Here is a 25,553-nt window from a genome sequence, read left to right on the forward strand (position 1 = left end):
GCTCTCCGTGCTTAGTAAACGTGTTCCCACGCCAGGACAAGATCGTTCCGCAGATGGCCGCCCTGATTGTCCGAGCCTTGCTCGTCCTCGGCGACGATCAGAGCTCGCATATATATGCGAATCGTCCTGTCGTTGATCTCAAGTAAAATACTCGGGCAGACAGGCTCCATGGATACACCCGCCAACCATGCCTCTTTCACCTCGGTTCGGTCGACGCGATGTAAGACGAGCCGATCTGGAAAGATCTCGTTGAGGTCGATCGATGCCGCATGACTGCCACCGTCGAGCGAGAGCCAGTCGACCACAATGGAGCTAGGGAACGTCTGTCCATCGCGCCCCAGGATGCTGGCAAAACCTCGCCAAGTCTCACGCCAATTCGGATTCGAGGGTGGTAATGCTGGAGAATCAATGGGTTCGCCTGAGACACCGAACTTCCGATTTCCGAACTGGATTCCGCCGTATACAACACTGCACGCAAGCGTGTTCATGCACCATGCGTCGAATGTGTGCGCATGAAATCGGAGGGGCCAAGGTTCCTTGCCATAGAGCGGCCCGGCCAGTTCAGGGATGGGTTTGTAGGTAAGCATCAGCGATCCTCCCGATCGACATTCCATTGAGCTGCATTGTGTCTTGAGCCTTCGCAGTCTAGCGGCGGCAACGGTCACAAAACTACGAGAAAATTCTGAAAAATCAGGCCAAAGTTGCAGTTATTGTGCAACCCGATGCCGGGTAGCCGTCCCGTGCTCAGTAAGACTGCGCCCAGACCTCGACCAGCTCGTTCCTCAGGCAACTTAGCGGATCCCCAGGCCTTGTCTCGATGTTTGAGACAATCATGGCCCGCATGTAGACCCGCACGGTCCGATCGTTGAGCTCCAGAAGAATCTCCGGCTTTACAGGATGGAAGGATAGTGTCTCGAGCCAAGCGTCCTTCACTTCGGAGCGCGCGACTCGGTGGTGAATTTGGCGGTCAGGAAAAATCTCCTCCAGGGCCAGCGAGGTCCTGTGTGCCACCCCGTCTAGCGATATCCATTCCATCTCGACAGGCCCAGGAAATGTCTGTCCGTCATCCGTAATGATGCTATGCCCCGCCTTCCAGAATTTCTTCCAATCGATACCCTCAGGTGGGGGTCCCGATGGCGAATCAACCGGCTCGCCATAGATTCCAGCCTTGCGTTTCCCGAACATGAAGTTGTTGTAGACGATGGCGCTAGCAAGCGTGTTTAAAGACTTAGCACTGAACGAATGCGTATGGAATCGCAGGGGCCAAGGTTCCTTGCCATAGAGCGGCCCGGCCAGTTCAGGGATAGGTTTGATGGTAAGCATCGACGATCCTCCCGATCGACATTCCATTGAGCTGCATTGTGTCTGCAGCCCTGGAAGTCTAGCGGCGGTAATGGCCGAAAAACTACGCGAAAATTCTGAAAAATCAGGCCAGAGCTGCAGTTACTGTGCAACCCATAGCAAAGCCCAGATTTTGCAGGAGCGCGCTTGCGTGCGATGGGGGCTCGCGGCGGCGCGGATCGCGTGCAAGCACGCCCCTACAAGAGCGTTTTCTCGTTGGCTCAGGCGGTCCGCATGGCTACCACGGGTGGAACGCGCGCTGCCGACCTTGCCGGTACCCATACGGCGACCTGCCCCACAAGCCACAGCACCGCCGCACCCAGCACCGGCACGTACAACGGCATGCGTGGCAGCGGGAAGTTGTTCATGAGCGTGATGTTTGCCGCCACGGCAAGCACGGCGCCCAGCACGATACCCATGCTAACCAGCACGAAGTTTTCGACGTGGAAGTAGCCGAGAATGTCACCGCTCGTGGCTCCCAGCGAACGACGAATCCCGATCTGTTTGCGCCTTTGGCTGACCCAGAAGCTGCTGAGACCGACAATACCGCCAGCAGTCGCCAGCAACAGCAATCCGCACACGATGCTCATGAGCGCGGCAACGCTGCGGTCACCGGCATAGGCGGTTTCACGCGATTGGGTGATCGGCACGATGCCCGTCTCCGGATCGATGATGCGAGTACCGCCGCGCTCCTGCAGCGTCTTATACGCTGCTGCCATCACCGACTTCATGTCCGTGCCATGGGTACGCACCATGTAGACGACACCTTCTTCGGGATCGACCGGGCGAGCCGGAATCAACATCGTGTCGAAATCCAGGGTCCGCGTACGCGCGTACACCGACTGCAGCCGATCCACGATGCCGATAATGGACGTCGTCCCATAGCCAAGAAAGACCGTCTTGCCCAGCGCGTTACCGTCAGGAAAGAGTCGCTCGGCAAGGCTACGCGTAATGATGACGCCCGGTAGTGCGGCTTTGTCATTGGGCCCGATGGCGGAGACCTCGTCGGGACGGAAGTTCCGGCCCCCTATGAGCGAGACACCCAGCGTATTTAGGGCATGGTCGTCGGCGTGGTAGACCGAGGCCATGGGAGGGCGGCCTGTCTGGTCCGGGCTGAGCTTCACGAGTGTCGTCCGTGAACCGTATCCCGCCATGGGATACGACTGGCTCCGAAACGCATCGAGTACGCCTGTTACGTGGCGCAGGGCGTCCAGGTCGGTGCGTATGGTGGCATCCAGTTCCGCGACCGGGGTGCCCTTACGCCAGACGTTTCGGATGGCGAAGAGATGCGCCTCATCCGTTCCGCTCGGCCGTGACAAATGCACGATCGATGTAGCCACGATAAACATCGCGTTGGACGTTACAGCCAGGGTGAGTGCCACCTGCATCACGATAAGCACGGTAGCCACCTTATGCCGCCCTAACGCAGCAACGATCGGGCGCAGCTGCATGAAAAATCTTCCCAGTGCCATGCCGTGCCTCAACCGTTGATTTTGATTTGCCAGGCGGGCTGGGTCTGTGCCGCGCGCCAGGTCGGATAGAGCGCCGCCACCACCGTGGAGCCGACGGCCAGTACCAGGGTAAGCAACATCAGTGATGCATCCACGTGTACGAGTCGCGCGATTTTCGGCTCGAACAGGCCACTGATTCCCCAAACGCCCAGTGCAGTGAGGGCTACGCCGAGCAAGCCGCCGACCAACCCCATGGTGGCGCCTTCGACGAGGAATTGCCGGTACACGGCGGCGCGTGATGCGCCCAGTGCGCGGCGTATGCCGATCTCGGGGGCGCGACGGAGGAAGCGGGCCAGCATGAGACCTACCACGTTAACCAGCACGATCAACAAAAAGCTGGCCGAGATAAGCATCGAAAGGCTCGAGGCGCGCGGAACGATCCCCAGGTACGTCAGGGTATCCGGCAGGTTGCGCAGGCGCACCGCGGGTGCCCACGAGAAACGGCCAATCCGCTGCTGCTCATCGGCGTAATGTTGCAGGAACTCACGATATGCCGTCGCGTCTGCGGGCGACCCCAACTCCACCCAGGCGCCGAAGCGGCCGCACTCGCTATGCAGGTAGGCGTCCCAGTCCGAGACGTCTCCCCACCCGGTATCGGAAGGGCAGTTCGAGTACTTGCTGTCCTTTTTCATATCCGTGGCGCGGGTGAGAGGCATGAAAATGTCGCCGGGATCGTCATAGGCGTTCTCGAGGCCATTCTGGACCACGTCGTAGAAGCGCGGCTTCGGGTTCCACGCATCAAGCACGCCGGCGATTCGAAATAGCTTCCCATCCAGGCGGAGTTCCTTGCCCGTGCTGTCCCGTCCGGCGAACACCTTATCGTTGAGGCGTTTGCTGATCACCACCGCCGTGGCGTGCTTTGCGTCGTCATCCCGGCTCCAGGCGCTGCCATATCGGAACGGAATGTCGAACATGGGAAAGAAATCAGCCGTCACGGCTTCGCCCGTCAGGGACATGACGGGTACCGCTACGTTGTCGGATTCGACGTCCCACGTCGTCGGAAAGAGGATGGTCTGCCGCTGTGCCTTGCCCGCCTTCCATATAGCCATCGCGTCGGCATAGCTGAGCATGTCGGGCGGCTCGCCCTTGTAGGTATACGAAGGCCCGACGTTATCCACCAGTGGCACGAACAGTCGCGAGGACTTTCCCGGCATGGGATCGCTCGTTGTCGCCCTGAAGGCGGCGTAAGAGACCATGCAGGCCGATATGCCAACGGCGATCAGCACCACCACCAAGACCGTTAGTGCCTTGCTACGCTGGCTGCTTCTCAGCGCCAGTTCCACATAATGACCCCACATGCCCCCATCCCCTGTCGCTCCATGGCCCATGATCGTACGTCAATCGATGCGTGCTGTGGCCGTTTGGAGGCCGGAGGATGGGCGGAGTGAGGTATTTGGGTTACAGCCGAAGTGCCACGCCCTGCCATGAACGTTGAATCAGGCCAGCGCGTCCGCCGGTTCCACGTGTGCCGATGCCGCCTTCGATCGAATGAGGCGACATACACTGGTGCGGCCTGGAGCCGCGCTCGGTGCCTACTGCGCACCTTCCATCCGCGCAAGTCCTTCGGCGCGGCTTACGACCGGCACGTAGCCAAGCTCGGCCTTCGCCTTCGAGATATCCAGGGTAAATTCCTTTCCGATCATCCGCAGCATCTGCCGTGTGATGGGCGGTTGGCCCTTCAATCGGAACACGCGCCACACCGTTTCGAGCACCGCGGCCATCGGCCACGCCACCGCGAACGGCGCCGATTTGTCTGTAGGCGGAAGGCCTCGAGTTGCGAGCAGATCGTTCACTACCTGCGCGAAGCTGATGTCATCTCCATCAGTGACGAAGTACGACTGCCCACCCCTGCCCTTTTCTGCGGCGAGCAGCATGGCTTCGACGACGTTATCCACATAGCTGGTCGAGACCATGTGCGTGCCGCCGTCGGGTAGCGCGAACTTTCCTGACTGGATCAACGGCAGCATCTCGTCGAGCATCGGCATGGCCGGCCCCCAGATCAGCGGAGGATTGATGACCACCGTGCGCAAGCGCGTTGTATTCGCCGCGAGAATCATCCGCTCGGCAATCGCTTTGGTCGCGGTGTACGGGGCCCACGTCGGTTCCTGCAACGGGGCTGTTTCGTCGATATGCCGCAGCGGCGCCGGTGCGCCCATGACCGAGCCAGAGGCTCCCGCAGCCACGAAGGCGACGACGCCTGCCCTGGCGGCAGCTCGCAGCAGTACCTCGGTGCCTACGACGTTCGCCTTATAGAAAAGCTCATAAGGGTCCCAGTCCGTGAAATGCGCCGCGGCGTGGAACACCGTGTCGCAACCGAGCATGCCTGCTGAGATCTCGGCTTCGTCGCCAAGGCCACCCAGACAGGGCGTGGCGCCGAGCTTTGCCACGATGTCCGCTGAGCCCTCGCTTCGCGCCAGCGCCGTCACCGCCACGCCTTCCGCGACCAGCCGCCGGATCAGCGCGCCGCCCAGGAAGCCCGAACCGCCCGTTACAAACGCCTTCTTCATGGTATAGCACCGCTATAGTTGGGACCTGAATATAGCACTGCTATACTCTGGGAACGCAAGAGGGTCCTGGATGTCCGCGAAAGAGAAAATCCTTACCGCCGCCGTCGGCCTGCTCGAGGAGCAGGGCGTCGATGGCCTCACGACCCGCGCCGTCTGCGAGGCGGCGGGCGTCACCGCGCCTACGCTCTACCACCACTTCGGCGACAAGAACGGGCTGGTGCGCGCCATCGTCAACGAAGGCGTCGCGGAGTTCATGGCGATGAAGCGGGCGCTGCGGGTCACGAACGATCCGCTCGCGGACCTACGCCGTGGCTGGGACGGTTGGATTACCTTCGGCCTGGAGCGCCCCACCCTTTTCCGGCTGATGATCGAAGCGGCGCGGAACGATCCGACGCTTGCGCAGGCGTCATACGAGCATATGGAAGAGAACGTCGTGCGGCTCGAAGCGACCAACGGGCTGAACGTGGAACTCGCCGTAGCGGTCCACGCTGTGTGGGCGGCAGCCTCGGGGATGCAGGCGCTTTTCATGCAAGGGCTGGAACCGACGAAGCTCAAGGCGACGTCGCGTTTTTTGTTCAAGGCCCTGAGCGAAGCGCTGGTAGCAAAACCCTAATCATGTAGGAGCGGGTGGCTACTTTGTGCGGGGTTCTTTGCGGGCGGGGCCCATGCCGTCCGTGTAGAACTCTAGCGAGGTCACTTTGCCGTCGGGCGCTTTCACGACGTGGAAGTAATCCGTTGCTTCGCCTGCGTAGTAGAGAAGATCACCTTCAGCAGGAATCAGGTGGCGTTTCGGGCCGGGGGCGCGTTGCACGTAGATCTCGCCACCTTCTTCGGTCAGTGCGTGCACCTGATCGCCCTGGATCTGGTAGTTGCCGACCAGGTTCTTCTTTTCCGATTCGCTTAGCGCCTTGTCCTTGAAGGACCTGTACGGCCTGCCGATCGCCGCGGCCGCAAGCTGCAGTGCGATGGCCCGCGCGCTGGGCATGCCAGCATCGGAATTCGCCAGCACGGCTACGACGACGTGGCTCTTGGGCACGAAGATGAACTGCGAGTTGAAACCTTCGATGCCGCCGTTGTGACCGAAGGCCTGTTCACCGCGCAGGGTGTAATGAAAGAGGCCATAGCTGTACGGCGAGACGCTGCCATCCGGTAATTTGGTCGGCGAGGTCATCGCCGTGTAGACCTCGCGGGGGTATAGCTTGGGGTTACCCAGGCCTTCCGCCAGGTGGGCGATATCGCCCGAGGTGGACGCCAGTGCGCCTGCGGTCATCGGGCCGGTGATCGATACGAAGGGTGGCTTGGCCACCTTGCCGTCGGCATCGGCGCTGTAGCCCTGCACAGCATCCGGGACCACCGCGTCATCGGCGTAATAGCCCGTGTGGGACATTCCGAAGCGTTCAAGCACCGCTTCGCGTTCGAAGCGGTGCCACGACTCACCCGTGACTCGCTCGATCACGGCACCCAGCAACATATATCCCGAGTTGCTATAGCGCCAGTCGCTACCTGGCGTGAAATCGACAGGCTGTTTCGAAATCAGGTCGACCAGCGTCTTTGTATCGAGTGTCTTGTTCGGGTCGACATCCCAGGCATCGCTGATGCCAGCCGTGTGATTGAGCAGCTCGGCGAGCGTGATGCCCGCGCCGCCGGGGTAATCAGGCAGGTACTTCGATAGCGGGTCCGTAATTCTCAGGCGCCCCTGGCTGTCGAGTAACAGCACCGCAGCTGCCGTGACCGTCTTGGTAATCGAACCGATGCGGTAAACGTCGGTACTTTTCGCCGGCGTATGCAACTCGAGGCTCGCGTTGCCGCGCGCGGTTTCGTAGATCACCTTGCCATCGCGGGTCACGGTCACCGCCGCGCTGGGGCCATCCGACGGCACGAATCGATCGAGGATCTTGTCGGCCTGCACGGTAAATGGCGTCGTGTCCTGGGCCGAAGCCACCGAAACCATGCCGAAGCACGCAAGGGTTAACAACGTACGACGTAACTTCATGTCACGGATCATGGCGTTCCCTGAAGACCGGAGGGTATCGCCGCGCATCGTAGCCGAGATTCAGCCGAGACGGCGATGCGCGATGCCTTAGCGAAGCGCACCGCCGTCGTGGGCCGGTTACGCGTTGCGGAGAACCTGCGCGACCGTCTCCGGCATCGGGGTGGTCGGGCGCCCCAACAGGGCCGACAACTCACGGCCTTCATCGAATAGCGCACCCTCAAGCGTGCCTGTATCGAAGCTCGCAATTACATGCGCCCAATGCGGCGGCAGGCCCGCCTTGAGCAATGCATCGGCGTAGTCGGCTTCAGGAAGGTTTGTGTAGGGAATCGGCTTGCCTGTCTGGCGGGTGAGTTCCGCAGCCAGATCCGCCAGCGTAAAGGCGGTATCACCAGCCAGCTCGTAGGTGCGATGGTGATGGCCATCGCCCGTAAGCACGACGGCAGCGGCAAGTGCGTAATCCACACGCGCCGCCGAGGAAATACGTCCATCGCCAGCACTACCCACGAACGCGCCATGTTCAACGGCACCCGGGATGCGCATCGCGTAGTTCTCGGTATACCAGCCGTTACGGAGAATTGTGTAGGCGATGCCCGACGCCTTGATCAGCTTCTCCGTCTCCAGATGCTCGGGGCCGATCTCAAGCGGAGTGGTGTCAGCGCGAAGCAGGCTCGTATAAGCGATATGCGCTACGCCAGCCTGCTGTGCCGCTTCAATAACGCGGGCATGCTGTTCCACACGCTCACCAAGCGCATTGGAAGAAATCAGCAGCAGGCCTTTCACGCCTTGCAGGGCCGGCGCCAACGAATCCTTATCGGCGTAATCGAAATGGCGGGTCGTCACACCCAGATCGGCGGCTTTCGCGGGATCGCGCGCCAGAGCGATGACGGACGCGTCCGGCGCAATACGCTTCAACTGTTCAATCACAAGACGGCCGAGTTGGCCGGTGGCGCCGGTAATAGCAAGGGACATGGAAGGGGGCTCACTGAGTGGAAAGTAGAGGCCGCGAGACTAATCCTGTAGGGTACTTACGAAAAGTACGTACACCGAGGTAAGTATGTCCGTTCAGTCAGTTACAGGCGGTGCGCCGGCGCCCCTTCCCAGCCCGGTCAGGCTGGGCGATGTCCTCGATCCGGACTGCCCGTCGCGGGTGATCCTGGACCACCTGACGAGTAAATGGGGCGTCCTGGTGCTCATCGTCCTGCGCGGCAGGACCGTGCGCTTTGGCGAACTGCGCCGATCCATCGGCATCGTCAGCGAGCGCATGCTCGCCCAGACGTTGCGCGTGCTCGAAGCCGATGGCTTCGTCGCGCGGAAGGAATTCCCTGTCGTGCCGTTGCATGTGGAATACAGCCTCACGCCGCTCGGCGAGGGGGCCGCTGAGAAAGTGCATGCGTTGGTGGATTGGGTGCAGAGTAATCAGTTCGTGGCGGCTGAGTAATTACCGGGTCCGGCCTATTCGTCCTGGCCATACAGCGCGCTCCTACAACAGCTTGGGGGTATGGCTGGCGGCCAGCGCTTCGCACTTCTCGCGGAGGAAGGCTTTTAGCTGGGTCATTACCGGTGTCAGGCGGGTGCGGTCGGCGCAGACGAGGTTGAGTGGCGCAGGTTCGCAGTGGGCGTGAGGGAAGAGTTCGACGAGGCGGCCGGCTTTGAGGTCGTCGATCACGTCCAGGCGCGATTTGTAGATGATGCCCTCGCCGGCGACGGCCCAGCGGCGGACGGCGTCGGCGTCGTCGCTGATGCGGTTGCCAGAGATCGCGACGGTGCGGTCGCCCGTGGGCAGGGTGAAGCGCCAGCGCTCGTGCACCTGTTCACTCCACAGGAAGCGCAGGCAGTTATGTCGGCGGAGGTCATCAATGCTTGTCGGCGTGCCGTGCTTCGCGAGATACGCAGGTGAGGCGCAAACCGCACGGCGATTGGTATCAAGCAACGACATCGCGACGAGCGAGGAATCGGAGAGCGTGCCATAGCGAATGGCCGCATCCAGCGGCTGGCGGACGAGATCCACCGCGCGATCGCTCATGCGCACGTGCAGGCTCAGGGCCGGGTGCTGATGCTGGAAGGCATCAAGCCAGCCGAGCAACAGGTTGCGGCCAAAATCCGACGACACCGAAAGACGCAGAGGCCCCGATAGCGCCCCGTCTTCCCGAGCCAGCGCACGCCGCCCCTCCTGCTGGGCCTCAAGCAAAGCCCGCGCATGCGGCAGGTAGCGCTCACCATCCTCGGAGAGCTGCATGCTCCGGGTGGATCGGGTGAACAACCGCACCCCGAGCTCCTTTTCCAGCCGCTGGACGGCGCTGCTGGCCAGGCCTGGCGCGATATTCAGCTGGCGGGCCGCCTCGGAGAAGCTCTCGGCTTCCACGGTCTGGACGAAGATCTGGACGTCATCGAGTCGGATCATTTTCTTCAAATCAAAGAAAGTGTTCCGTCAGTTTGCCTGTTTTTCAGGTGAATGAGGAAGGGAACAATGGCCACCAACGCCTCTCCCGCCTCAGGACTACCGCCATGAAAGCCATCGGCTTCTTCCAGAACCTCCCGATCGACGCCCCGCAGGCCCTGCAGGACGTGGAGCTGCCCACCCCGACCCTCCGCGACCACGACATCCTGGTCGAAGTGAAAGCCGTCTCGGTGAACCCGGTGGACACCAAGGTCCGCAAGAACGGGGACATCCCCGAAGGCCAGCCGCGCATCCTCGGCTGGGACGCCTCAGGGATCGTCCGCGCCACCGGCCCGTTGGCCACCCGTTTCAAGCCGGGCGATCGCGTGTGGTATGCCGGTGACATCACCCGCCCCGGCAGCAACGCCGAGCTGCAGGCGGTGGATGAAAGGATCGTAGGCCCCATGCCCACCACGCTCGGCTTCGCCGAAGCCGCTTCGTTGCCGCTCACCAGCATCACCGCGTGGGAACTGTTGTTCGATCGCCTGCGGGTGCACGAAGCCGATCCCACCGAAAGCCGCGCCATTCTGGTGGTCGGTGCCGCGGGCGGTGTCGGCTCCATCCTCACCCAACTTGCGCGCCGCCTCACCGGCCTGACCATCATTGGCACGGCCTCCCGTCCGAACACGCGCGACTGGGTGCTCGCACACGGCGCGCATCACGTCATTGACCACCACCAGCCGTGGAAGGCGCAGCTCGAAGCGCTCGGCATCAAGGAAGTCGCCTACGTTGCCGGCCTCAATAACAGTGCCGAGTACGTGAAGCAGATCGCCGATGTACTGGTACCGGAAGGCCAGTTCGCGCTCATCGACGATCCCGTCGGCCTGGACATCGGCCCGTTCAAGGCGAAGTCCATTTCGATCCACTGGGAGCTGATGTACACGCGGCCGATCTTCAACACCAAGACGATCGCACGCCAGCACGCCCTGCTCCGCCGTGTTGCAGAACTGGTCGACCAGGGCGACATCGCGCATACGCTCACCCAGCGCGTCGATGGCCTGAACGCTGAAGGTCTCATCAAGGCACACAAGCTGGTGGAAGCCGGAAGCATGATGGGCAAGGTGGTCGTGGTCGCGGACGACGCGAACTAAAACGATCCTACCCAGCCCTTGTAGGAGCGCGCTTGCGCGCGATGGGTGCTCGCGGCAGGCCCCAATCGCGCGCAAGCGCGCTCCTACAAAAGCCTTGTGATTCCTTGACCCTTCGGCACGGGTCGCCACAGAATCCGGAACGCACCTCACCTCGAGGTGCCGCACGGAGCCAGGCTTCATGAAGAACGCGCCACCCGGATACGACTGCCCGTTCTGCGGTATTGCCGCCACGCTGCCCACACCGGCACCCGAATCCGCCGTGGTGCTGGTGGATACGAACCTTTACGCGCTCGTACCCACGCACCATTACGCCGGGATCCAGGGCAACTGCCTGATCATTCCGCGAGCTCACTACGAGAACGTACTGGATATCCCTGACGATCTCGGTAATGAATTCTTCCGCGCGACGCGCCGCCTGGCAAAGGCGATGATGAAAACGTTCGGCTGCGAAGGCATTTCAACGCGCCAGCACAATGGCCCGGCTGGCAACCAGGATGTGTGGCACTACCACCTGCATGTCTTCCCTCGTTATTCGCACGATGGGTTGTATGGTGGCAAGAAATCGCCGTACACCGTCGCGGAGCGTATCGACATAGCCGCCCAGCTCCGCGCCGCATTGTAGTAGCAGCCCTTCAGGGCGCCTTCGACATATGAAGGTGAAGCTCTCATGGCCGCTTAGCGCACGCCACTAATCCTTGTACGCCGCTGCGTTGACGTCTTCGCCGTAACTCTTGCCGTCGTAAGACACCTTCACGACTTTGCTCTCCGGGGCTCCACAAGGCTTTTCATCGGCATCAACATCGATATAGCTTTTGGTCGTCGTGAGCGTCAGATCGTTCCATCCGTTCGTGACGGTGGGCGCAGGCTCAAGCGTCGTCTTCACTTGGCGCAGGGCGTTACTGCATCCATTTACGTTGAAACCGTCGCCCGAAAGGTAAACGTGTGTCGAGAGGATGGGACGCAACGTCCGTCCACTGGGGACATAGAGAGCAAGTTTGGTCTCGCTGTACGTACAGCCACCACACGACGTGGATAAGCTATTGCGCACACCAAAAGCACGTACGCCATCGGCCAGCTTATAGCGCGCCGTATCGATCGTGGTAGAGCCGCGTATCGGGTCGTCGAACTCCACAGCGTTGGGCTGCATCAGCGTAGCAACCGGCATGGCCTTCTTCGTGTTCCAGATCACGAGCGCGAGGTTGTAGGCGCCCTCGTCATGGCCCGGCGATGCAGGTGCCGGGAAATAGAGCGCAACAATCCATTGATCCGGAGACGTAGGATCACGCCGACAGGTCGAAAGCTGATCGGGATCGCCCAGATGTAGCGCATCCGCCACGGTGGCGAGAAGGTCTTCGCTGCACGCCAGTGGATCGTGGCCGGTCCCGGTCGAACCAGCCGAAGCGGAAACCGGCAGCGCAGCCAAAACGAGAAGCAGGAGCGCGAGCCAAGAGCCTCTTACGAAGTAGCGATATAGCGAAGTCATCCCAAGCGTTCCCGTCTTTTGATCACTCATTGACCACCCCTTCCGTACGTCCATTAATCGCCTAAGCGGCGTTCCAATACCGTCGATCGGCGAACGGTATACGTTACCGAGCAGGTCACTGCATCGAGCAATTCCCCCTGCCCTGCATCCTTTGGGATCGCGCAATCTCGCTCTTTATCCGCGATCCATGCACGCTCTTCCTTCACCAGCACTTCGCGCGCCGCTGGGTCAAGCGTTGAATTAAGACGCTTATACGCGGCGTTCAGGCGCTTATCCTGATACGTGAATTCGGCCTGATTACAGCGGATCATAGCGGGCATGGAAGCATCCGCTGCATCTAGGCATTTCTGATAGCCCGGACGGATTTTCAGATAGGCGTTTCGCTCGTCCAGCGAACCAGGCTCGCCCGGCAGCTCCTGTGAGAACACCGGATCCGCGACCGACCAGGTCATGGGTAGGGCCAGCAGCATGTAGAACACCTTCCTGAAGTCCACGTTTCTTCCCTGAAATCGAGTACGGTCTGCCGTATCAAAGGATTCTATCGGTCGACTAGGCCTGGAATTCGGGACAACGTCACATCTCCCACCTATTAGCCGTTCCCGGCAAAACCCGACAACTGCTCATCCAGCGAAACCGCGCGGTCATCATTTGCATCGCCCGTATGCAGGGTCGTCACCGTCTCGATCAGCACGATGCCGCACTCTTCGTCGGCGACCGGGTTGTGCCGTACACCTTTCGGCACCGTGTAGCACTCACCGGGGCCGAGGGTGATGACGCCGTCTTCCAGTTCGATCTTCAACTGGCCGTAGAGCACCAGGAACATTTCGTCTTCATCGGGGTGGGCGTGCCAGACGAGCTGGCCTTTCACCTTGGCGACCTTGATGTACTGGTCGTTGACGCGGCCCACGACGCGCGGGCTCCAGTGAGCGTCGACGGTTTCGAGGGCTTTGAGGAGGTTGATCGGGGTGGACATGGCTGACCTTGACGATGGGGGTAAGGCTGGCTGGGGGGATGGGGTTTGCGCAGTTTACGCTGGTGCGATGGGCGGGGTGGCGAGGGCCTCTCGCGCGTAAACGCGCTCCTACAAGGACGGTTGCTTTGCTCGGCGGGCACCTTCTTCTTTCAGTTCGCGGAGGTAGCGGCGTAGCAGGTTGGCGCGGCGGGGGCGGAAGCTGATGGTCGTTGGCTCTACGCTCTGGATCCGCTCGACGCGAAACATGCGGAAGCCTTCGCGCAGCGTGCAGCGGGCCAGCACCATGAGGGTCTGTTCGAGGTAGACGATGGCTAGCGGCCAGATGGTGCGTTCTGTCGCTGCGCCGTACTGATCGGTGTAGGTGATGGCCAGCGCACGTTCGTGCCAGCAGGCCTCGCGGATGACTTCAATATCCTGCGGGTGGTCATAACGCCGGCTGAGGCGACGGACGTGGGAGATCGCGTGGACCAGATGCTCCTGGGTCTTCGACGGAAGCGTCGCGGCGACCTTCGCCAGCACGGCCTCGGCTGCCTCGACGAGCGCGGGATCGCCCATGTGCCGCACCTCGGCCATGCCCAGCGTGATCGCCTCGATCTCCAGCCGGGTGAAGCCCTGGGGCCGCAGGATGCCGTCATTGATGAGCGTGTAGCCGTAGCCCCGCTCGGAATCGATCTCCGCGCCACCGGCACGCAGCACCTCGATGTCCCGGTAGACCGAGCGCAGCGACACCTCGGCAGAGGACGCCAACTGCTGCGCCGTGACGGGTGGCGGCAGGCTCCGCAAGAGGTGGAGCAAGCGAAAGAGGCGATCCGAGCGCGACATGTCAGCTGACAGGAACTGGCAGTAGGGGTCCCTATCTTAAGCGCTCACCCCGCAGCCCGCTTAGGAGCCAAGAGCCATGTCCGTGAAGACCGTCACCCACCTCAACTTCCGCGGCCAGGCCCGCGAAGCCCTCGCTTTCTACCAGCACGCCCTGGATGGCCAGATGACCGCCGTGAGCTACGGCGACACCGGCCAGGGCGCCCTGGCGGTCGATCCGTCACACATCATCTGGGGCCAGGTCGTCACAGACGGCGGCTTCCACGTCATGGCCTACGACGTACAGGCCGCACAGCCCTGGAACCCGGGCGAGAACGCCTTCTTCATTTCATTGCGCTGTGACAGCGAGAGCGAAGCCCGCACCGCGTGGCAAGCAATCGGCGTCGGCGGCACCATCATCGAACCGATGGGCCCATCGCCGTGGTCGCCGCAGTACGGCAAGCTGCAGGACCGCTTCGGCATCACGTGGCTGATCGATGTAGCAGTGACCCGCGGTTGATCGATGCCCCTGTAGGAGCGCGCTTTCGCGCGATGGGGTGCTCGCGGCAAGACTCAATCGCGCGCAAGCGCGCTCCTACAAGGGCTGGAAGATCTTTAGCGCAGCCGCTATTGCTGCCGCGTGCGCGGCTTCCTGGTGCGTTGCCTTCGCGCATTGGGGGACGACTTTCTTTCCTGCGGGCAAGCATTCGCCCAGGAAATCGTAATGGGTGACATCGGCGAGACGTTGCTCCTTCGCGCCCGGCACGAGCTTGGCCACGACGTCCGCGTTAGTCGCCGCCGGCGCGACGGTATCCGCCGTGCCAACCACGATCGACACAGGCACCTTCATGCGCGGAAGCGATTCCGGCGCCAGCGCCTGCACAATCGCTGGAGCCATGACGAAGACGGCACGCACACCGGGTACGGAATGATCGCGTGCGGCGTCCTTGATGCGCGGCTGCATGGCAGGGTCTTTGAGCCAGGTGCCCATATCGCGTCCGGTCAGCTCCGGCGCCTCGAGCTGCGGCGCGCAGACGCCGTCATCGGGGTGCTTCTGGCAGAAGTCGGCGAAGTGCCGCACATCGACTCGCGCACCGCCGGCGACAAGCGCCGCGAACCCGCCGGCAGAGAAGCCCGCCACACCAAGGCGCTTCGCATCAACGTGCGGCGAAAGGTCGGGGTCGGCCTGCACCGTGGCCCACGCGGCCTTCAGATCCTCCGAACGTTCCCACCACCAGGCCGCACCATTTCCCGTGATGGGCCCCCGGCCGTTGCTGCCCGGATGATCCACCGCGACGACCACGAAACCCGCTCGGGCCAGCGCCGTGCCGAACCAGGCCATCATGCGGGCCGTGCCGCCGAAGCCATGCGAGAGCAGTACGACTGGGTATCGGCCGGCGGCCGGTGGCGCATCGGCGGCAACGCTGCCGGTGGCGAACAGAGGAGCGTCGTCGGGGCCGATAACTAGCGGCGCCTCTTTGGCACCATCCTTCGCGGGATACCACACGGTGATCGCCACGCCCGGTGAACCATCGGCATTGCGCAGCGCGGCCGTGGGTGTCGTGGTGGAACGGTGGGTTTCGCCCACGGCTGCAAGGGCAGGCCCTGCGAGCGCAAGCAAGGCGAAGACAATGACGATACGGCGAATGCTCACGTGCTTCATGGTCGTTTCCATCATTCGACAGGAATACAGATATCAACGCCGCCATACCCCGTGTCCGGATTGAACGCAGCGTCGTAGCGTTCGAAGTCCGGGGCATCTACGGGAGTAAAGCCGGCCGCGGGGAGCCATTCACCAAGCAAGGCGCGCCAGGTTTGCGGAATGGAACCGATGTGGCCCTCATGCCGGGCCACGAGATAGCGCTGGCGAGGCAAACGAAGCCGGCGGTAGCCGTTAGGCGCCTGGCCGAAATGCTCGACCTCATAGCCGGCGAGATAATCGAACCGCCCTTCGCTATCTGTCGCGCTGCACACACCGTACGTGGTGCGACTCACATCCAATGACTGCTCGGTATGCAAGCGCTGCCATTGCGAGGGAATACCTGCCGAATCGCTCGACAGATACGAAGCCTCGATACCGGTCAGGAGCAACGGCCCGATGATTTCCGTCCGCAATACGGGCTGCTGAGCGACCGGCTCCTCCATCACCCGCATAGGGGCGAGAATCGCCAGCCCATCCAGATGCCCCCGCTTACGTACATCCTCCGGAGGCAAGCCGAACGCATCGCGAAAGGCGCGGGTGAAGGCCTCATGGGAGTTGTAGCCCGAACTGAGGGCGAGCGGGAGAATCTCCGGCGCGCCAGCCGCGAGTTCAGCGGCAGCCTGACTGAGCCTGCGCACCCGGATATACCGCGCCACCGACCACCCGGTAGCAGCCCGAAACAGCCGCGCCAGGTGGAAAGCCGACACCCCGGCCGCACCCGCCACATCGCCCAGCGAAAGCTCCTCTCCCGAGTGGCTCTCGATAAACCAGACCGCCCGCTGCACAACCGCCATGCGCCCCTCCCTAGTAGCTCCCCCCGATCATACGGGGAACGCGGGAGGGGGCATTTGATGGTTCTTGCTCGACCCCGGCCCTTGTAGGAGCGCGCTCGCGCGCGATAGGTGCTAGCGGCAACCTGAATCGCGCGCAAGCGCGCTCCTACAAGAGCAGCCCTTTAGGGGTGGTGTATCAAAGCGATTCCCGCCCTGCATGCCTCGACCCGCGCGGAAATATCGACCGTTGCCTCGCTCTGCTTCAGATCTTCAGGCGGCACCGGCACCCCGAGCATGGTGACCTCGCCGGGACATGACTCCACCCGGACGTAGAGGCGGTTTCGCTTTTCAACGACCAGGTCGGCCTGGCCATTGGGGCCGGTTACGCCTTCCATCAGCGGCTTGATCGCGCAGGCCATACCCAGGACGCAGTGCCAGTAGCCGAGCTTCACCTTCATGGAAGGGAGGAGGGCTTGTGTGTCGGGATCGACGACACGAACGTGAAGCGTCAGCGAATCGGCGGCGCTGACGGTGTTGGTCATGAGAACAAGAGACAGCGCCACGGACGACGCTACTGCCTGCAGATATCGGCTGATGCCCATCCCGCTCCCCATTGACGACACGCATTACGTCGTACATTAGCGCATCCCATGGGGCCGCGACCGCCCTGGAGCACAAGGACCGCTGCGGCACGCTTGCCCGCTAGAATGCCCCGCAGGTACCCCAGGCAACGACGCCTGGTTTCTCGCTTGAGAGCATATGAAGCAGCGACGTTTCGACCTCCTGGCTGTCGGCGCGATTTTTATTGCGTACACGATCACCATCCGGCTAGCCCTGGGACTGGACCTGAAAGGCTCGCTGCTGGGTGGCGTCGCCAACACCATTCCCGTGGTGATCTTCGGCCTGGCGGTGCGGCGGATCGTCGTGAGTCATCTGATGGGGCGCCCTCCCCTCGCCCAGCTGGTAGCGCACGTGTTTCTCTGCGCGGCGTACATGCTCCTCTCGTACGGGCTTCTGATCGTGCTGCTCGGTGTGTTCTACGGTGGCGGCCCGGGTGGCTTCGTGGTCAAGCCGTTCCATGTCGGCGCAGCAGCCTGGCAGTCGCTGGAGAACGTCACCACCTATGCGTTGATCGCAGCCGTCTCCTACCTTCAGGGATCGGCCGCCGCGGCACCACGGCCAGACGCCCACGAGCCCGCCCCGCCCCTTGCCAGCGCTCAAGCGGAACAGGCCACCGCGACGACGGGCACCCCCGACCCCGCCACCCCCGAAGCACGCCCCGAACCGGCCCCAACCCGCTACTTCGTCAAGATCGGCGATGAGCTACGCCCCCTCGACCTGGCCTCCGTCGTCAGCATCCGTGGCGCCGGCGACTACGCCGAAGTGCAGGCCGCCACCGGGACCCATCTGGTCCGGGTCACCCTGACGGACTTCGCCAGCTCGCTCGACCCGGCAAGGTACGTACGGGTCCACCGCTCCTGGATCGTCAACACCGACCGCATTGCCTGGGCCGAACCGGCCGGCGGTGGCCGACTCCTGCTGCACCTGGACACGGGCCAGACGATCTCGACCAGCCGGGAAGGCGCCAGGCTGCTGCGCAACCGCGTGATCTGACCGCCCGCCGTGCCCGTTCACCGTGCGACGGTGTCCGTTCGCCGAATAATTCCCGCCGCCACGGGCGGTTTCCCGATCATCGCCACCTCCAGCCGAACCCGAGGGGCGTCCCCGAATGAGCTTGTCCATCCTGCGCCTGCTGGCTCTTGCCAGCCTGGCCACCTCGTTAGCCAGCTGTGCGGCGACGCCCACCGCGACGGCACCCGATAAGGTGCCTGTGACAGCGAATCTCGAACGCCAATACATCATCGAGCACGTCCTCATCCCGACGCCCGACGGCGCGCAAATCGCCGCCCTGATCGTCCGAAAGCGCACCGCCACCCAGGTGCCTCTCACCTCCCTCCTGAACTTCACCATCTACGCGCGTGACGACTGGTCGCTCGAGGACGCCGTCCAGATGGCCGCTCACGGTTACGCCGGCGTCGTCGCCTACACCCGTGGCAAGGGAGACGGCCACAGCCCTGCTCCGGTGACGCCTTATGTCTACGACGGCGGCGATGCCGCCACGGTGATCGAATGGCTCGCGAAGCAGCCATGGAGCGATGGGCGTGTAGGCATGTTCAGCGGCAGCTACAACGGCTTCACCCAATGGGCCGCCGCAAAGCACCACCCGGCCGCCCTGAAGGCGATCGCCACCAACGCGACCAATGCGCCCGGCATCGACACGCCCATGCAAGGCGGTGTGTTCCAGAGCTTCATCTACCCCTGGCCGTTCTACACCACCGATACCCAAGGTCTCGATGACAAGACCTATGGCGACAAGGACCGCTGGGAGAACTTGAAGCGGACGTGGTACCGAAGCGGCCGCCCCTATCGCGATCTGGACAAGATCGACGGCACCCCCAACCCCATCTTCGACACGTGGCTCGCGCACCCCGATTACGACAGCTATTGGCAGAAGCTGATTCCGTACGGGCATGAGTTCGCCGACATCGATCTGCCCGTCTTCGTCCAGACCGGCTATTACGACGGTGGCATGGTCGGCGCGCTCTACTACCTCGAGGAGCACTACAAATACCGCCCGAACGCCGACCACCGCCTGCTCGTAGGTCCCTATCACCACACCGCCATGCAAACGGGCGTGCGCCCAAGCATCGACGGCTATCAGGTCGACCAGGCCGCCCTCATAAACCTCAAGGAAGTGCGTCTCGCCTGGTTCGATCACGTGTTCCGCGGTGCACCGATGCCTGAGATCCTCAGCGACCGGATCAACTTCCAGGTCATGGGTGCCAATACCTGGCGACACGTAGCCACGCTCGATGCCATGGCGAACCAGAAACGGCGCTTCTATCTGTCGGGTGAACGTGATGGCGACGGGTTGCAGTTCAGTGAAAAGCCCGGCGAAAAGACGCCACCCGTACTGGTGGTCGATCTAGCGGATCGCAGCGATTTGGATTCCGCCCCACCGCCCGGTGTGCCCGATATGCGACATGCCCAGGTATTCAGGACAGAACCCCTGAAGTCGCCGCTCGAGATCGATGGCCTTTTCCAGGCGCATCTCGAACTAGTAACCAACAAACACGACGTCGACATCGCAGTGAACTTCTACGAAGAACAGGCAGACGGCACCTATCTCGACCTCGCCTCTTATCTCGGCCGCGCGAGCTATATGCAGGACAGGACAAGGCGGCACCTGCTTCAGCCGGGAACGCCACAGGTCCTTTCCTTCCAGAGCCAGACCCTCACGGCTCGCCAGCTCAAGCCAGGCAGCCGAATCGTCGCGGTGGTAGGGGTACCCAAAAGCCCTTACGCCCAGATCAACTACGGGACCGGTCGTGATGTGAGCAGCGAGTCGATAGCCGATGCGGGTGAGCCATTACGAATCCAGTGGTCGGCCGGCAGCTATTTCGAGCTGGGGACTCGGCAATAACCTGGCATCGCCGAGGCGTTATTGCTTACCTGGCGCCCCCAGAGTCCGCGCAGGGTGCCTTTCGCGCGTGGGCTCTGCGATTCACCGCCCCCACCAGCGCTATGTGAGTCCCATCACATTTCTGTGTAGGACAAGGACTACATGAGAATGGGGCACACACCTACAGCGTTCGCCACATACCATTCGCACACCGAAACGCCAGGGGATGGTATGGACGCGCATCAAGCAATCGCAGCAGTTTAAGCAATCACCGTTCGAGCCAGTCCCTTCAGGTACGCCTTTAGAGGTTGGCGATGTTGGTGTCTATCCCGGCCATGTAGTCATTTACAGTGGCGACACATGGGCGGGCAAAGATGTATGGAGTGCCTCCCACTCCGGAGGCCCGGCGTTTGGTCCGGCAAATAGCGGTTGGTACGGGACTCCGGTTTGGTACCGCTACAACGACCCGTAATTTGTGAGGCAATCAAAAGTGCGTCAGTTCGTCCTTGCAATGCTGATATTCGCAGCGCTCTCGGCGTGCGCGTCCGAGCCGCCCTGTGCGAATGTGAGTCGTAGTCTCACTGTTGAGCGAAAAGAAGCTCTGGCACCCGCAATTGCGAAGCAGCTCGAAATGCCCAGCATCGATGTGCTCCAGTCTTTTAAGCTTGGTGACTGGAGCATCATTTACGTCGATACCCATCAGTCGGATGAGGTATTCCTGTTCTATGCGCATGATCCCCTGACTTCTCGATATGTCACCATGTGGAGTGGTGGTGCGGCCCGTGATGAGGAAGAGAAAATTCGGTCTTGGGCTGTACAAAATGCTCCGGGCATACCGGCAAAGCTCGCCGGTTGCTTTGCTTGGCATGTAACAAAAGATCGTGATTTGTGATCTCCAGTCGAGCCACCAATACGCCGAACCAAAAGGTGGCTAGGCGATGCCCGCGAAAATGCTGACGCGGGATATAGAGCGCGTCATGCTGGCCGCCAAGATGGTGTCCGGCGATCCTGCCAAAGCAGACGAGTGGCTAAACCAGCCACTCGCCTCACTTGATGGCAAAACCCCGTTGCAGCTAATCGCTGAAGGCCGCACCGACGCCGTGATTGGTTATCTTCACTCCATCGCCTCCGGCTTCGTCGGTTGAGCACCACGATCACATGACATCGGTAGCGCGATAATCCGCTACCGATGTCACGCACCAGGAGGATGGTCGATGAACTACTTCACCGCCGACGCCGAGATGGCGATCCCCCGGGAAATCCTCTTCCTGTGATGGGGGAGGCTCTCGTCGGAGATCCTGCGAGAGGCTGCGTGCCACGAATCTGCTAGTGGGCGCTACGCAGCCTGCCTTCGTGGGCACCCCATACCGAACCGCAATACATGGAACAATCGAGATGCACCGTCCCCAACCGACGAGGGCTAGTGGGAAAAGACCACTGGGCTTACAGGAGCAGCACTCGGAGCCTACTTGATCATTTCTGAAGGAAGTCGTTTGTTTCCGCCGCGCGATGCAGTACCAGTCCCCTGAGGCATGACGATGTCGAGTTTCGACCATTTGGTTGAGGTGGATGAACAGAATCGCACTGTTCGAATTACGCGCCTGTATAGCGACGGGAGGCGTCAGTTATTTACAGAAGTGCATATTCCGGAAGAACGGACTAAAGCCCTCGAAGCCGAACTTCTACACCGACTCGGAGAGAACATACTCCTCGACTCCCCATCAGGCCGCACTCTGCTCGGAGAATGACCTCATCGACCATGCGCTACCGATGCCACGCGCTAGCAGAGAAGGTGATGACCTATGCCACCGACGAAGCCGATAGGTCGAGCCCTCGCGAATGCCTCCAACGCAGGACGGGCCAGGACTTCGATGCGGAGAGAAGGCGGGACTAAACCATCGACCTCGACTATGAACCGGCGACTGGGCGATACGCGGGCGGCGTGACTGAGCTAGAAATTCTGCGCTGGCTGAGCGGATAAAAAGGCAAAGGTTGCTGACATGATCAACGAAACGTTGGATAAGGTGCGCGAACTCTATGCCTCAAAGCAGTACGACGCCGCGCTATCAACGCTCGACCGCTACAAGGAAGCGCAGGAGCTCACGGCTGAGATGCTTCTGCTAAAAGGGAGACTTATCCAGCTCTCAGAAGGTAACGTCCATACACTCAATGACGCCAAAGAGTGCTTCCTTAGCGTACTCAGGCAGGACAAAGAGAACGTCAATGCTCTTCTTGAACTAGGATGGCTTTTCGCAAACGTTCTCGATGATCCAGAGGAAGGACGAAGGTACTTCTCGAAGGCCGTAGAGAAATGCGCAGAACTTCGCGAGGAGGCGATCAAAGGGCTGGGCAGTTGCACGCGGTAACCGCCCCATATCCTGTGGCGTCGCGAAGCTACGACCTCGGAAAGGACGTGCTTTCGGCGTGTTTGGAAGGCGCTCATCTTCGCCGTAGTGGCAGTGGGGATTCTCTCCACCGCTGGGTTGATTACGTAGCGCCCGAGGCTAACGGAGTTGGCGTTTAGTCCTTTCGTGACTTCGTCCGTATTCGTACTTGGCCTTCGCTTTCTTCGATGGAGAGATAGAAATGTTTGACATACCGCTTCGCGCACGCCTTCAGAATAAGATCCATGAATAAACGACTGATCGCCCGAACTATGCGACTGCGGGCGGGGAACATAAAGCAATCGGGCGGGTACTTCTTCCGCGCCGAGTTCGATCATATTCTTCGCGGGGTCCTCTTCGAGTATGTTCCTCGCGGTGTATATGTCTGGAATTTTCGATTCCCGTTGTTCGATTTTTTCGGTGAGAACCTGCTTTACAGCGATCGACTGCGGCCCCCTGGCTTTATTGAGAAGGGACAAATCACCGAAGATGCGATGGTGGAAGGCGCACTGGCTCATCCGGACGTGCAGGAAGCCTTTCGTCCTGGTCCGCCCATGAGCCTGGAGCAGTTCTTCCAGTTTCTTGAAGGTTCGACGGCGATGCTTAACGAGCATGCGCAGCTCATCTTTGCTGCGGGACTTGTAATGGCTGGCGAGGAGGTGCGAGCCAAGCAAATGCTGGCGGAAATCCTGCCTCGCTTGCCCGCACGCGATGCGGAGCATTGCCGTCGACTTCAGGAGGCTCTCCAGAAGGGCCTTCCGGCTGCAGTTGAGCTGTTGGACAAAGTACGCCAGCAGAACCTGCGGGCATTCAAGCTCATCTGAGGCGAGAAGCTATCGAGGCGAGTCCGTAGACCCTGCCGGGGAGCAACTCCCACCCAACCTCTGCCTAAACGCCCCAGCCTCATACCCCAGCTCCTGCCGCGGATTCAGCGCAATCGAGTAATGCACCAGCTGCTCAGGTGAATCCCCAGCCTCAAGATGCCACGCCTGGATATCACCCTTCTCGGCGTGCACGATTTCCCTGCCCACGACCTTCACGGTGAAGTTGCCGAGACCCTTGTCGTACTGCCACGTAGGCACGAAGAACACCGCGCCTTCCCTTAGCGGCAGCGACGCGAAGGTAACGCCCCACAGGTTGCCTTCCCACACCGGGTGATCGAAGACGACGTGGATCGGTTCGGTGCCAGCAGCGGTTTCGCGTGTGCCGGTTACGCCGTTGTCGGTATACGTGAGGCGAATGCGGTGCCAGCCTTTCTCGCTTTTATCCTTCCCACGATCGCTTTCCATCGATATCGGACGAAGCGTGCTGCGATCGACAACGAAGTGATCGCGCATATCGAAGCCACCACCACTGTGGACCTGGTGAATGGTGATATCCCAGGTAAGCCGGCCTTTCTGGTCACCCGCGTGGATGCTTTGCCAGGTGGAACCGACCACCTTGCCCTTCACCTCAATCGCGTAGCACGTGTTGCCGGGGGCTAACCGTGCAGCATCCATAGGAACGGCGGGTGCCGCAGCGGCGGCCATGGCTAACATCGCGAGTGCAGCGACCATCATGCTTCCTCTGGATTGGGTTGAAGCGACGAACTTAAACAGTCGTGCGGGTGTTCATCCATCGGACAAGCCACCACTGCACCGCAGGAACGCCCGCATAGATCGCCAGCGCGACGTTGTCTGCCGTAATGCGAAGAATGATCGCTGCCATCACCAGCCCGGCCACGACGGCGCACTGCGCGACGCGAGCGGCGATGTCATGGCGGCCCCAGGCCATCAGGCCGATAAGGGCCAGCTGGCTCAGCCCCATCATCGCTAGCAGGAGCGTGATCATCGGCGTGGCCTGGCGATAGACAGCGGCGAGTGCCTGCTGCGCTTCGTCGCCTTGCATAAGCGAGGCGTAGTAGTGATTCTGGCCGGTAGCAAGAAACTGCACGCTTAGCCGCACGCCATTGATCTCAAGGATCGCAAACGGCAACGCGAGAACGAGGCCCACCAACAAGCGGATAGCAATGGCAGCGCCACGGCGCTCCGAAGGGACTGCCGCCAACGACGCCCAAAGGCAGCCAAGCGCAAAAGACAGCCCACGGCCGTCTTCCTGGGCCGCATGGAACTCGGCGCGCATTGCCTCACCCATCCAGGGATGCCGCGAGCACCGCGCGGCACATGCCACCAGGAACAGGGCCAGGCGGTGCCTCATGTGGAAAGCACCCCATCAACACCAGCGTCCCGCTCGCCCAGGGAACGCGCCAAGGCGATACCTCCCGCGGTCAACCGATACGCATGCCGCGGCGGCCGCCCTGCCTGCTCCGGCTCACGCCACTCGGAAGCGACGAGCCCCTGCCCCTCCATGCGAACCAACAAGGGATACAGCGTGCCGGACTGCAGCCCCGTGGCCTTCATCAAGGGGTACCCATAGAACCATTGGGTCGGCGCCTCAGCCAATACGGCGAGGAGCTTTTCCATCTGGCTCGAGGGGCCACGATTGCGCTTCATGGCTCGATTTCAACATATGTAGATTTAAGAATGCAAGCTTGACCCCTTTCAGGTTCGAATCTCTAATGGCTGCCTGACAGTTGGATATCAAAAGGCCAGAGCTAGCCTAATGCGCCACAAGACAAAGCTTCTCATCTCGCTCGCCCTGGCCCTCGCCGCCACCACCGCCACCGCATCCACCTGTGGCGAAGAAAAATGCGATGTCGGCGAACACGCCACGATCCACACCTCGCCCGCCGAGCCTGTGGCGGTCTGCGCCACGGACGCCCTGGCCGCCTATAGCAACTTCACGCTCTATCTCGTGGCGACGAATGCAGCGAGCACCCAGCAAGACACCATCGATGCCAATACCGTCGAGGCCAACGCGACGGGCGATAGCGCCGATGTCGCCAAGCGCCTGCGCGACGCATCGGGCGTCGCCTCGGCCAATGCCGCCCTCAAGGCATGCTCGCAGGCCAAGGCCGGCAGCGACGTGGTCATCGTCGAGCTGAGCAAGAAGACCAACAACGCAAAGGTCTCCGGCCCGAACGGCGAAGCGCCCTACTGGATCCCGGCGGAATTCCTCGACCGGAAGGCGAAGGACCTCTAAGGTCCCAGCGCCTCCG

30 protein-coding genes are annotated in these 25,553 nt (G+C 61.6%); 12 read left to right on the forward strand and 18 right to left on the reverse strand.

All coding sequences use genetic code 11. The features are described 5' to 3' along the window. Nucleotides 1-11 precede the first annotated feature (11 nt). From L2Y96_RS18870 to L2Y96_RS18890, 5 genes are all read right to left on the reverse strand, one after another. Complete coding sequence (locus tag L2Y96_RS18870; protein ID WP_247329283.1) at nt 12-587, reverse strand: hypothetical protein; 576 nt, start codon at nt 585-587, stop codon at nt 12-14. Nucleotides 588-744: 157 nt separating this feature from the next. Then, on the reverse strand, nt 745-1,323 hold the full coding sequence (locus L2Y96_RS18875; protein WP_247329285.1) for a hypothetical protein: 579 nt from the start codon (nt 1,321-1,323) through the stop codon (nt 745-747). Between the two features lie 239 nt (nt 1,324-1,562). Beyond that, nucleotides 1,563-2,792, reverse strand: coding sequence for an ABC transporter permease (locus L2Y96_RS18880; RefSeq protein WP_247329286.1), 1,230 nt, complete (start codon nt 2,790-2,792; stop codon nt 1,563-1,565). A gap of 29 nt (nt 2,793-2,821) precedes the next feature. Further along, nucleotides 2,822-4,150, reverse strand: a complete 1,329-nt coding sequence (locus tag L2Y96_RS18885; protein ID WP_247329288.1) for an ABC transporter permease — start codon at nt 4,148-4,150, stop codon at nt 2,822-2,824. A gap of 234 nt (nt 4,151-4,384) precedes the next feature. After that, nucleotides 4,385-5,359 carry an NAD-dependent epimerase/dehydratase family protein gene (locus L2Y96_RS18890; RefSeq protein WP_247329290.1) on the reverse strand — a complete coding sequence of 325 codons (975 nt, stop codon included), beginning with the start codon at nt 5,357-5,359 and terminating at the stop codon, nt 4,385-4,387. A gap of 70 nt (nt 5,360-5,429) precedes the next feature. Between L2Y96_RS18890 and L2Y96_RS18895 the strand changes: the two genes are divergently transcribed. Beyond that, the gene (locus L2Y96_RS18895; RefSeq protein WP_247329293.1) at nt 5,430-5,972 is read left to right on the forward strand and encodes a TetR/AcrR family transcriptional regulator; all 543 of its coding nucleotides are present in this window, start codon (nt 5,430-5,432) and stop codon (nt 5,970-5,972) included. 18 nt (nt 5,973-5,990) lie between these two features. Here the strand turns inward: L2Y96_RS18895 and L2Y96_RS18900 are convergent, their stop codons facing one another. Together L2Y96_RS18900 and L2Y96_RS18905 are read right to left on the reverse strand one after the other, a co-directional pair. Further along, a complete protein-coding gene (locus L2Y96_RS18900; RefSeq protein ID WP_247329296.1) occupies nt 5,991-7,352 on the reverse strand; it encodes a serine hydrolase domain-containing protein in 1,362 nt (453 codons plus the stop codon). A gap of 117 nt (nt 7,353-7,469) precedes the next feature. After that, nucleotides 7,470-8,321: an SDR family oxidoreductase gene (locus tag L2Y96_RS18905; RefSeq protein ID WP_247329299.1), complete on the reverse strand. Its 852-nt coding sequence runs from the start codon at nt 8,319-8,321 to the stop codon at nt 7,470-7,472. An 85-nt stretch (nt 8,322-8,406) separates the two neighbouring features. On the opposite strand from L2Y96_RS18905, the gene L2Y96_RS18910 reads away from it, so the two are divergent. Then, a complete protein-coding gene (locus L2Y96_RS18910) occupies nt 8,407-8,790 on the forward strand; it encodes a winged helix-turn-helix transcriptional regulator (protein ID WP_247329302.1) in 384 nt (127 codons plus the stop codon). Nucleotides 8,791-8,832: 42 nt separating this feature from the next. Here L2Y96_RS18910 and L2Y96_RS18915 read toward each other — a convergent pair whose 3' ends face one another. Further along, the gene (locus tag L2Y96_RS18915; RefSeq protein WP_247329304.1) at nt 8,833-9,753 is read right to left on the reverse strand and encodes a LysR family transcriptional regulator; all 921 of its coding nucleotides are present in this window, start codon (nt 9,751-9,753) and stop codon (nt 8,833-8,835) included. Between the two features lie 104 nt (nt 9,754-9,857). Between L2Y96_RS18915 and L2Y96_RS18920 the strand changes: the two genes are divergently transcribed. Together L2Y96_RS18920 and L2Y96_RS18925 are read left to right on the forward strand one after the other, a co-directional pair. Continuing rightward, nucleotides 9,858-10,880, forward strand: coding sequence for a zinc-binding alcohol dehydrogenase family protein (locus L2Y96_RS18920; RefSeq protein ID WP_247329306.1), 1,023 nt, complete (start codon nt 9,858-9,860; stop codon nt 10,878-10,880). A 178-nt stretch (nt 10,881-11,058) separates the two neighbouring features. Then, on the forward strand, nt 11,059-11,502 hold the full coding sequence (locus tag L2Y96_RS18925) for an HIT family protein (RefSeq protein WP_247329309.1): 444 nt from the start codon (nt 11,059-11,061) through the stop codon (nt 11,500-11,502). Between the two features lie 66 nt (nt 11,503-11,568). On the opposite strand, the gene L2Y96_RS18930 is transcribed toward L2Y96_RS18925, so the two are convergent. The 4 genes from L2Y96_RS18930 to L2Y96_RS18945 form a co-directional block, all read right to left on the reverse strand. Continuing rightward, nucleotides 11,569-12,393 (reverse strand): PA3715 family protein, encoded by an 825-nt coding sequence (locus L2Y96_RS18930; protein ID WP_247329311.1) that lies wholly within the window; start codon nt 12,391-12,393, stop codon nt 11,569-11,571. Between the two features lie 23 nt (nt 12,394-12,416). After that, the gene (locus L2Y96_RS18935) at nt 12,417-12,857 is read right to left on the reverse strand and encodes a lysozyme inhibitor LprI family protein (RefSeq protein ID WP_247329314.1); all 441 of its coding nucleotides are present in this window, start codon (nt 12,855-12,857) and stop codon (nt 12,417-12,419) included. 95 nt (nt 12,858-12,952) lie between these two features. Continuing rightward, entirely contained in the window at nt 12,953-13,336 is a 384-nt protein-coding gene (locus L2Y96_RS18940; RefSeq protein ID WP_247329316.1) for a cupin domain-containing protein, read from the reverse strand. 108 nt (nt 13,337-13,444) lie between these two features. Next, a complete protein-coding gene (locus L2Y96_RS18945; RefSeq protein WP_247329318.1) occupies nt 13,445-14,131 on the reverse strand; it encodes a helix-turn-helix transcriptional regulator in 687 nt (228 codons plus the stop codon). Nucleotides 14,132-14,234: 103 nt separating this feature from the next. Here L2Y96_RS18945 and L2Y96_RS18950 point away from each other — a divergent pair, with 103 nt between their 5' ends. Beyond that, the gene (locus L2Y96_RS18950; protein ID WP_247329319.1) at nt 14,235-14,654 is read left to right on the forward strand and encodes a VOC family protein; all 420 of its coding nucleotides are present in this window, start codon (nt 14,235-14,237) and stop codon (nt 14,652-14,654) included. A gap of 75 nt (nt 14,655-14,729) precedes the next feature. Here the strand turns inward: L2Y96_RS18950 and L2Y96_RS18955 are convergent, their stop codons facing one another. From L2Y96_RS18955 to L2Y96_RS18965, 3 genes are all read right to left on the reverse strand, one after another. Next, on the reverse strand, nt 14,730-15,797 hold the full coding sequence (locus tag L2Y96_RS18955; RefSeq protein WP_247329321.1) for an alpha/beta hydrolase family protein: 1,068 nt from the start codon (nt 15,795-15,797) through the stop codon (nt 14,730-14,732). Between the two features lie 11 nt (nt 15,798-15,808). Continuing rightward, on the reverse strand, nt 15,809-16,630 hold the full coding sequence (locus tag L2Y96_RS18960; RefSeq protein WP_247329323.1) for an AraC family transcriptional regulator: 822 nt from the start codon (nt 16,628-16,630) through the stop codon (nt 15,809-15,811). Between the two features lie 161 nt (nt 16,631-16,791). Then, nucleotides 16,792-17,211 carry a hypothetical protein gene (locus tag L2Y96_RS18965; protein ID WP_247329324.1) on the reverse strand — a complete coding sequence of 140 codons (420 nt, stop codon included), beginning with the start codon at nt 17,209-17,211 and terminating at the stop codon, nt 16,792-16,794. Between the two features lie 157 nt (nt 17,212-17,368). Here L2Y96_RS18965 and L2Y96_RS18970 point away from each other — a divergent pair, with 157 nt between their 5' ends. From L2Y96_RS18970 to L2Y96_RS18995, 6 genes are all read left to right on the forward strand, one after another. Then, entirely contained in the window at nt 17,369-18,223 is an 855-nt protein-coding gene (locus L2Y96_RS18970) for a LytR/AlgR family response regulator transcription factor (RefSeq protein ID WP_247329326.1), read from the forward strand. A gap of 115 nt (nt 18,224-18,338) precedes the next feature. After that, nucleotides 18,339-20,093 (forward strand): CocE/NonD family hydrolase, encoded by a 1,755-nt coding sequence (locus L2Y96_RS18975; RefSeq protein WP_247329328.1) that lies wholly within the window; start codon nt 18,339-18,341, stop codon nt 20,091-20,093. A 610-nt stretch (nt 20,094-20,703) separates the two neighbouring features. Continuing rightward, nucleotides 20,704-20,964 (forward strand): hypothetical protein, encoded by a 261-nt coding sequence (locus L2Y96_RS18980; protein WP_247329330.1) that lies wholly within the window; start codon nt 20,704-20,706, stop codon nt 20,962-20,964. A 46-nt stretch (nt 20,965-21,010) separates the two neighbouring features. Beyond that, nucleotides 21,011-21,217, forward strand: a complete 207-nt coding sequence (locus tag L2Y96_RS18985) for an MbcA/ParS/Xre antitoxin family protein (protein WP_247329331.1) — start codon at nt 21,011-21,013, stop codon at nt 21,215-21,217. A gap of 855 nt (nt 21,218-22,072) precedes the next feature. Then, a complete protein-coding gene (locus L2Y96_RS18990) occupies nt 22,073-22,438 on the forward strand; it encodes a tetratricopeptide repeat protein (protein ID WP_247329334.1) in 366 nt (121 codons plus the stop codon). Between the two features lie 263 nt (nt 22,439-22,701). Then, a complete protein-coding gene (locus L2Y96_RS18995; protein ID WP_247329337.1) occupies nt 22,702-23,280 on the forward strand; it encodes a hypothetical protein in 579 nt (192 codons plus the stop codon). A gap of 9 nt (nt 23,281-23,289) precedes the next feature. Here the strand turns inward: L2Y96_RS18995 and L2Y96_RS19000 are convergent, their stop codons facing one another. The 3 genes from L2Y96_RS19000 to L2Y96_RS19010 form a co-directional block, all read right to left on the reverse strand. Next, the gene (locus L2Y96_RS19000) at nt 23,290-24,012 is read right to left on the reverse strand and encodes a DUF3108 domain-containing protein (protein ID WP_247329340.1); all 723 of its coding nucleotides are present in this window, start codon (nt 24,010-24,012) and stop codon (nt 23,290-23,292) included. Between the two features lie 34 nt (nt 24,013-24,046). After that, entirely contained in the window at nt 24,047-24,577 is a 531-nt protein-coding gene (locus L2Y96_RS19005; RefSeq protein ID WP_247329341.1) for a hypothetical protein, read from the reverse strand. 71 nt (nt 24,578-24,648) lie between these two features. Further along, nucleotides 24,649-24,948: a PadR family transcriptional regulator gene (locus L2Y96_RS19010; protein WP_247329344.1), complete on the reverse strand. Its 300-nt coding sequence runs from the start codon at nt 24,946-24,948 to the stop codon at nt 24,649-24,651. A gap of 109 nt (nt 24,949-25,057) precedes the next feature. Between L2Y96_RS19010 and L2Y96_RS19015 the strand changes: the two genes are divergently transcribed. After that, on the forward strand, nt 25,058-25,537 hold the full coding sequence (locus L2Y96_RS19015) for a hypothetical protein (protein ID WP_247329347.1): 480 nt from the start codon (nt 25,058-25,060) through the stop codon (nt 25,535-25,537). Nucleotides 25,538-25,553 lie beyond the last annotated feature (16 nt).

The organism is Luteibacter aegosomaticola, from assembly GCF_023078475.1.
Classification (GTDB): Bacteria; Pseudomonadota; Gammaproteobacteria; order Xanthomonadales; family Rhodanobacteraceae; genus Luteibacter; species Luteibacter aegosomaticola.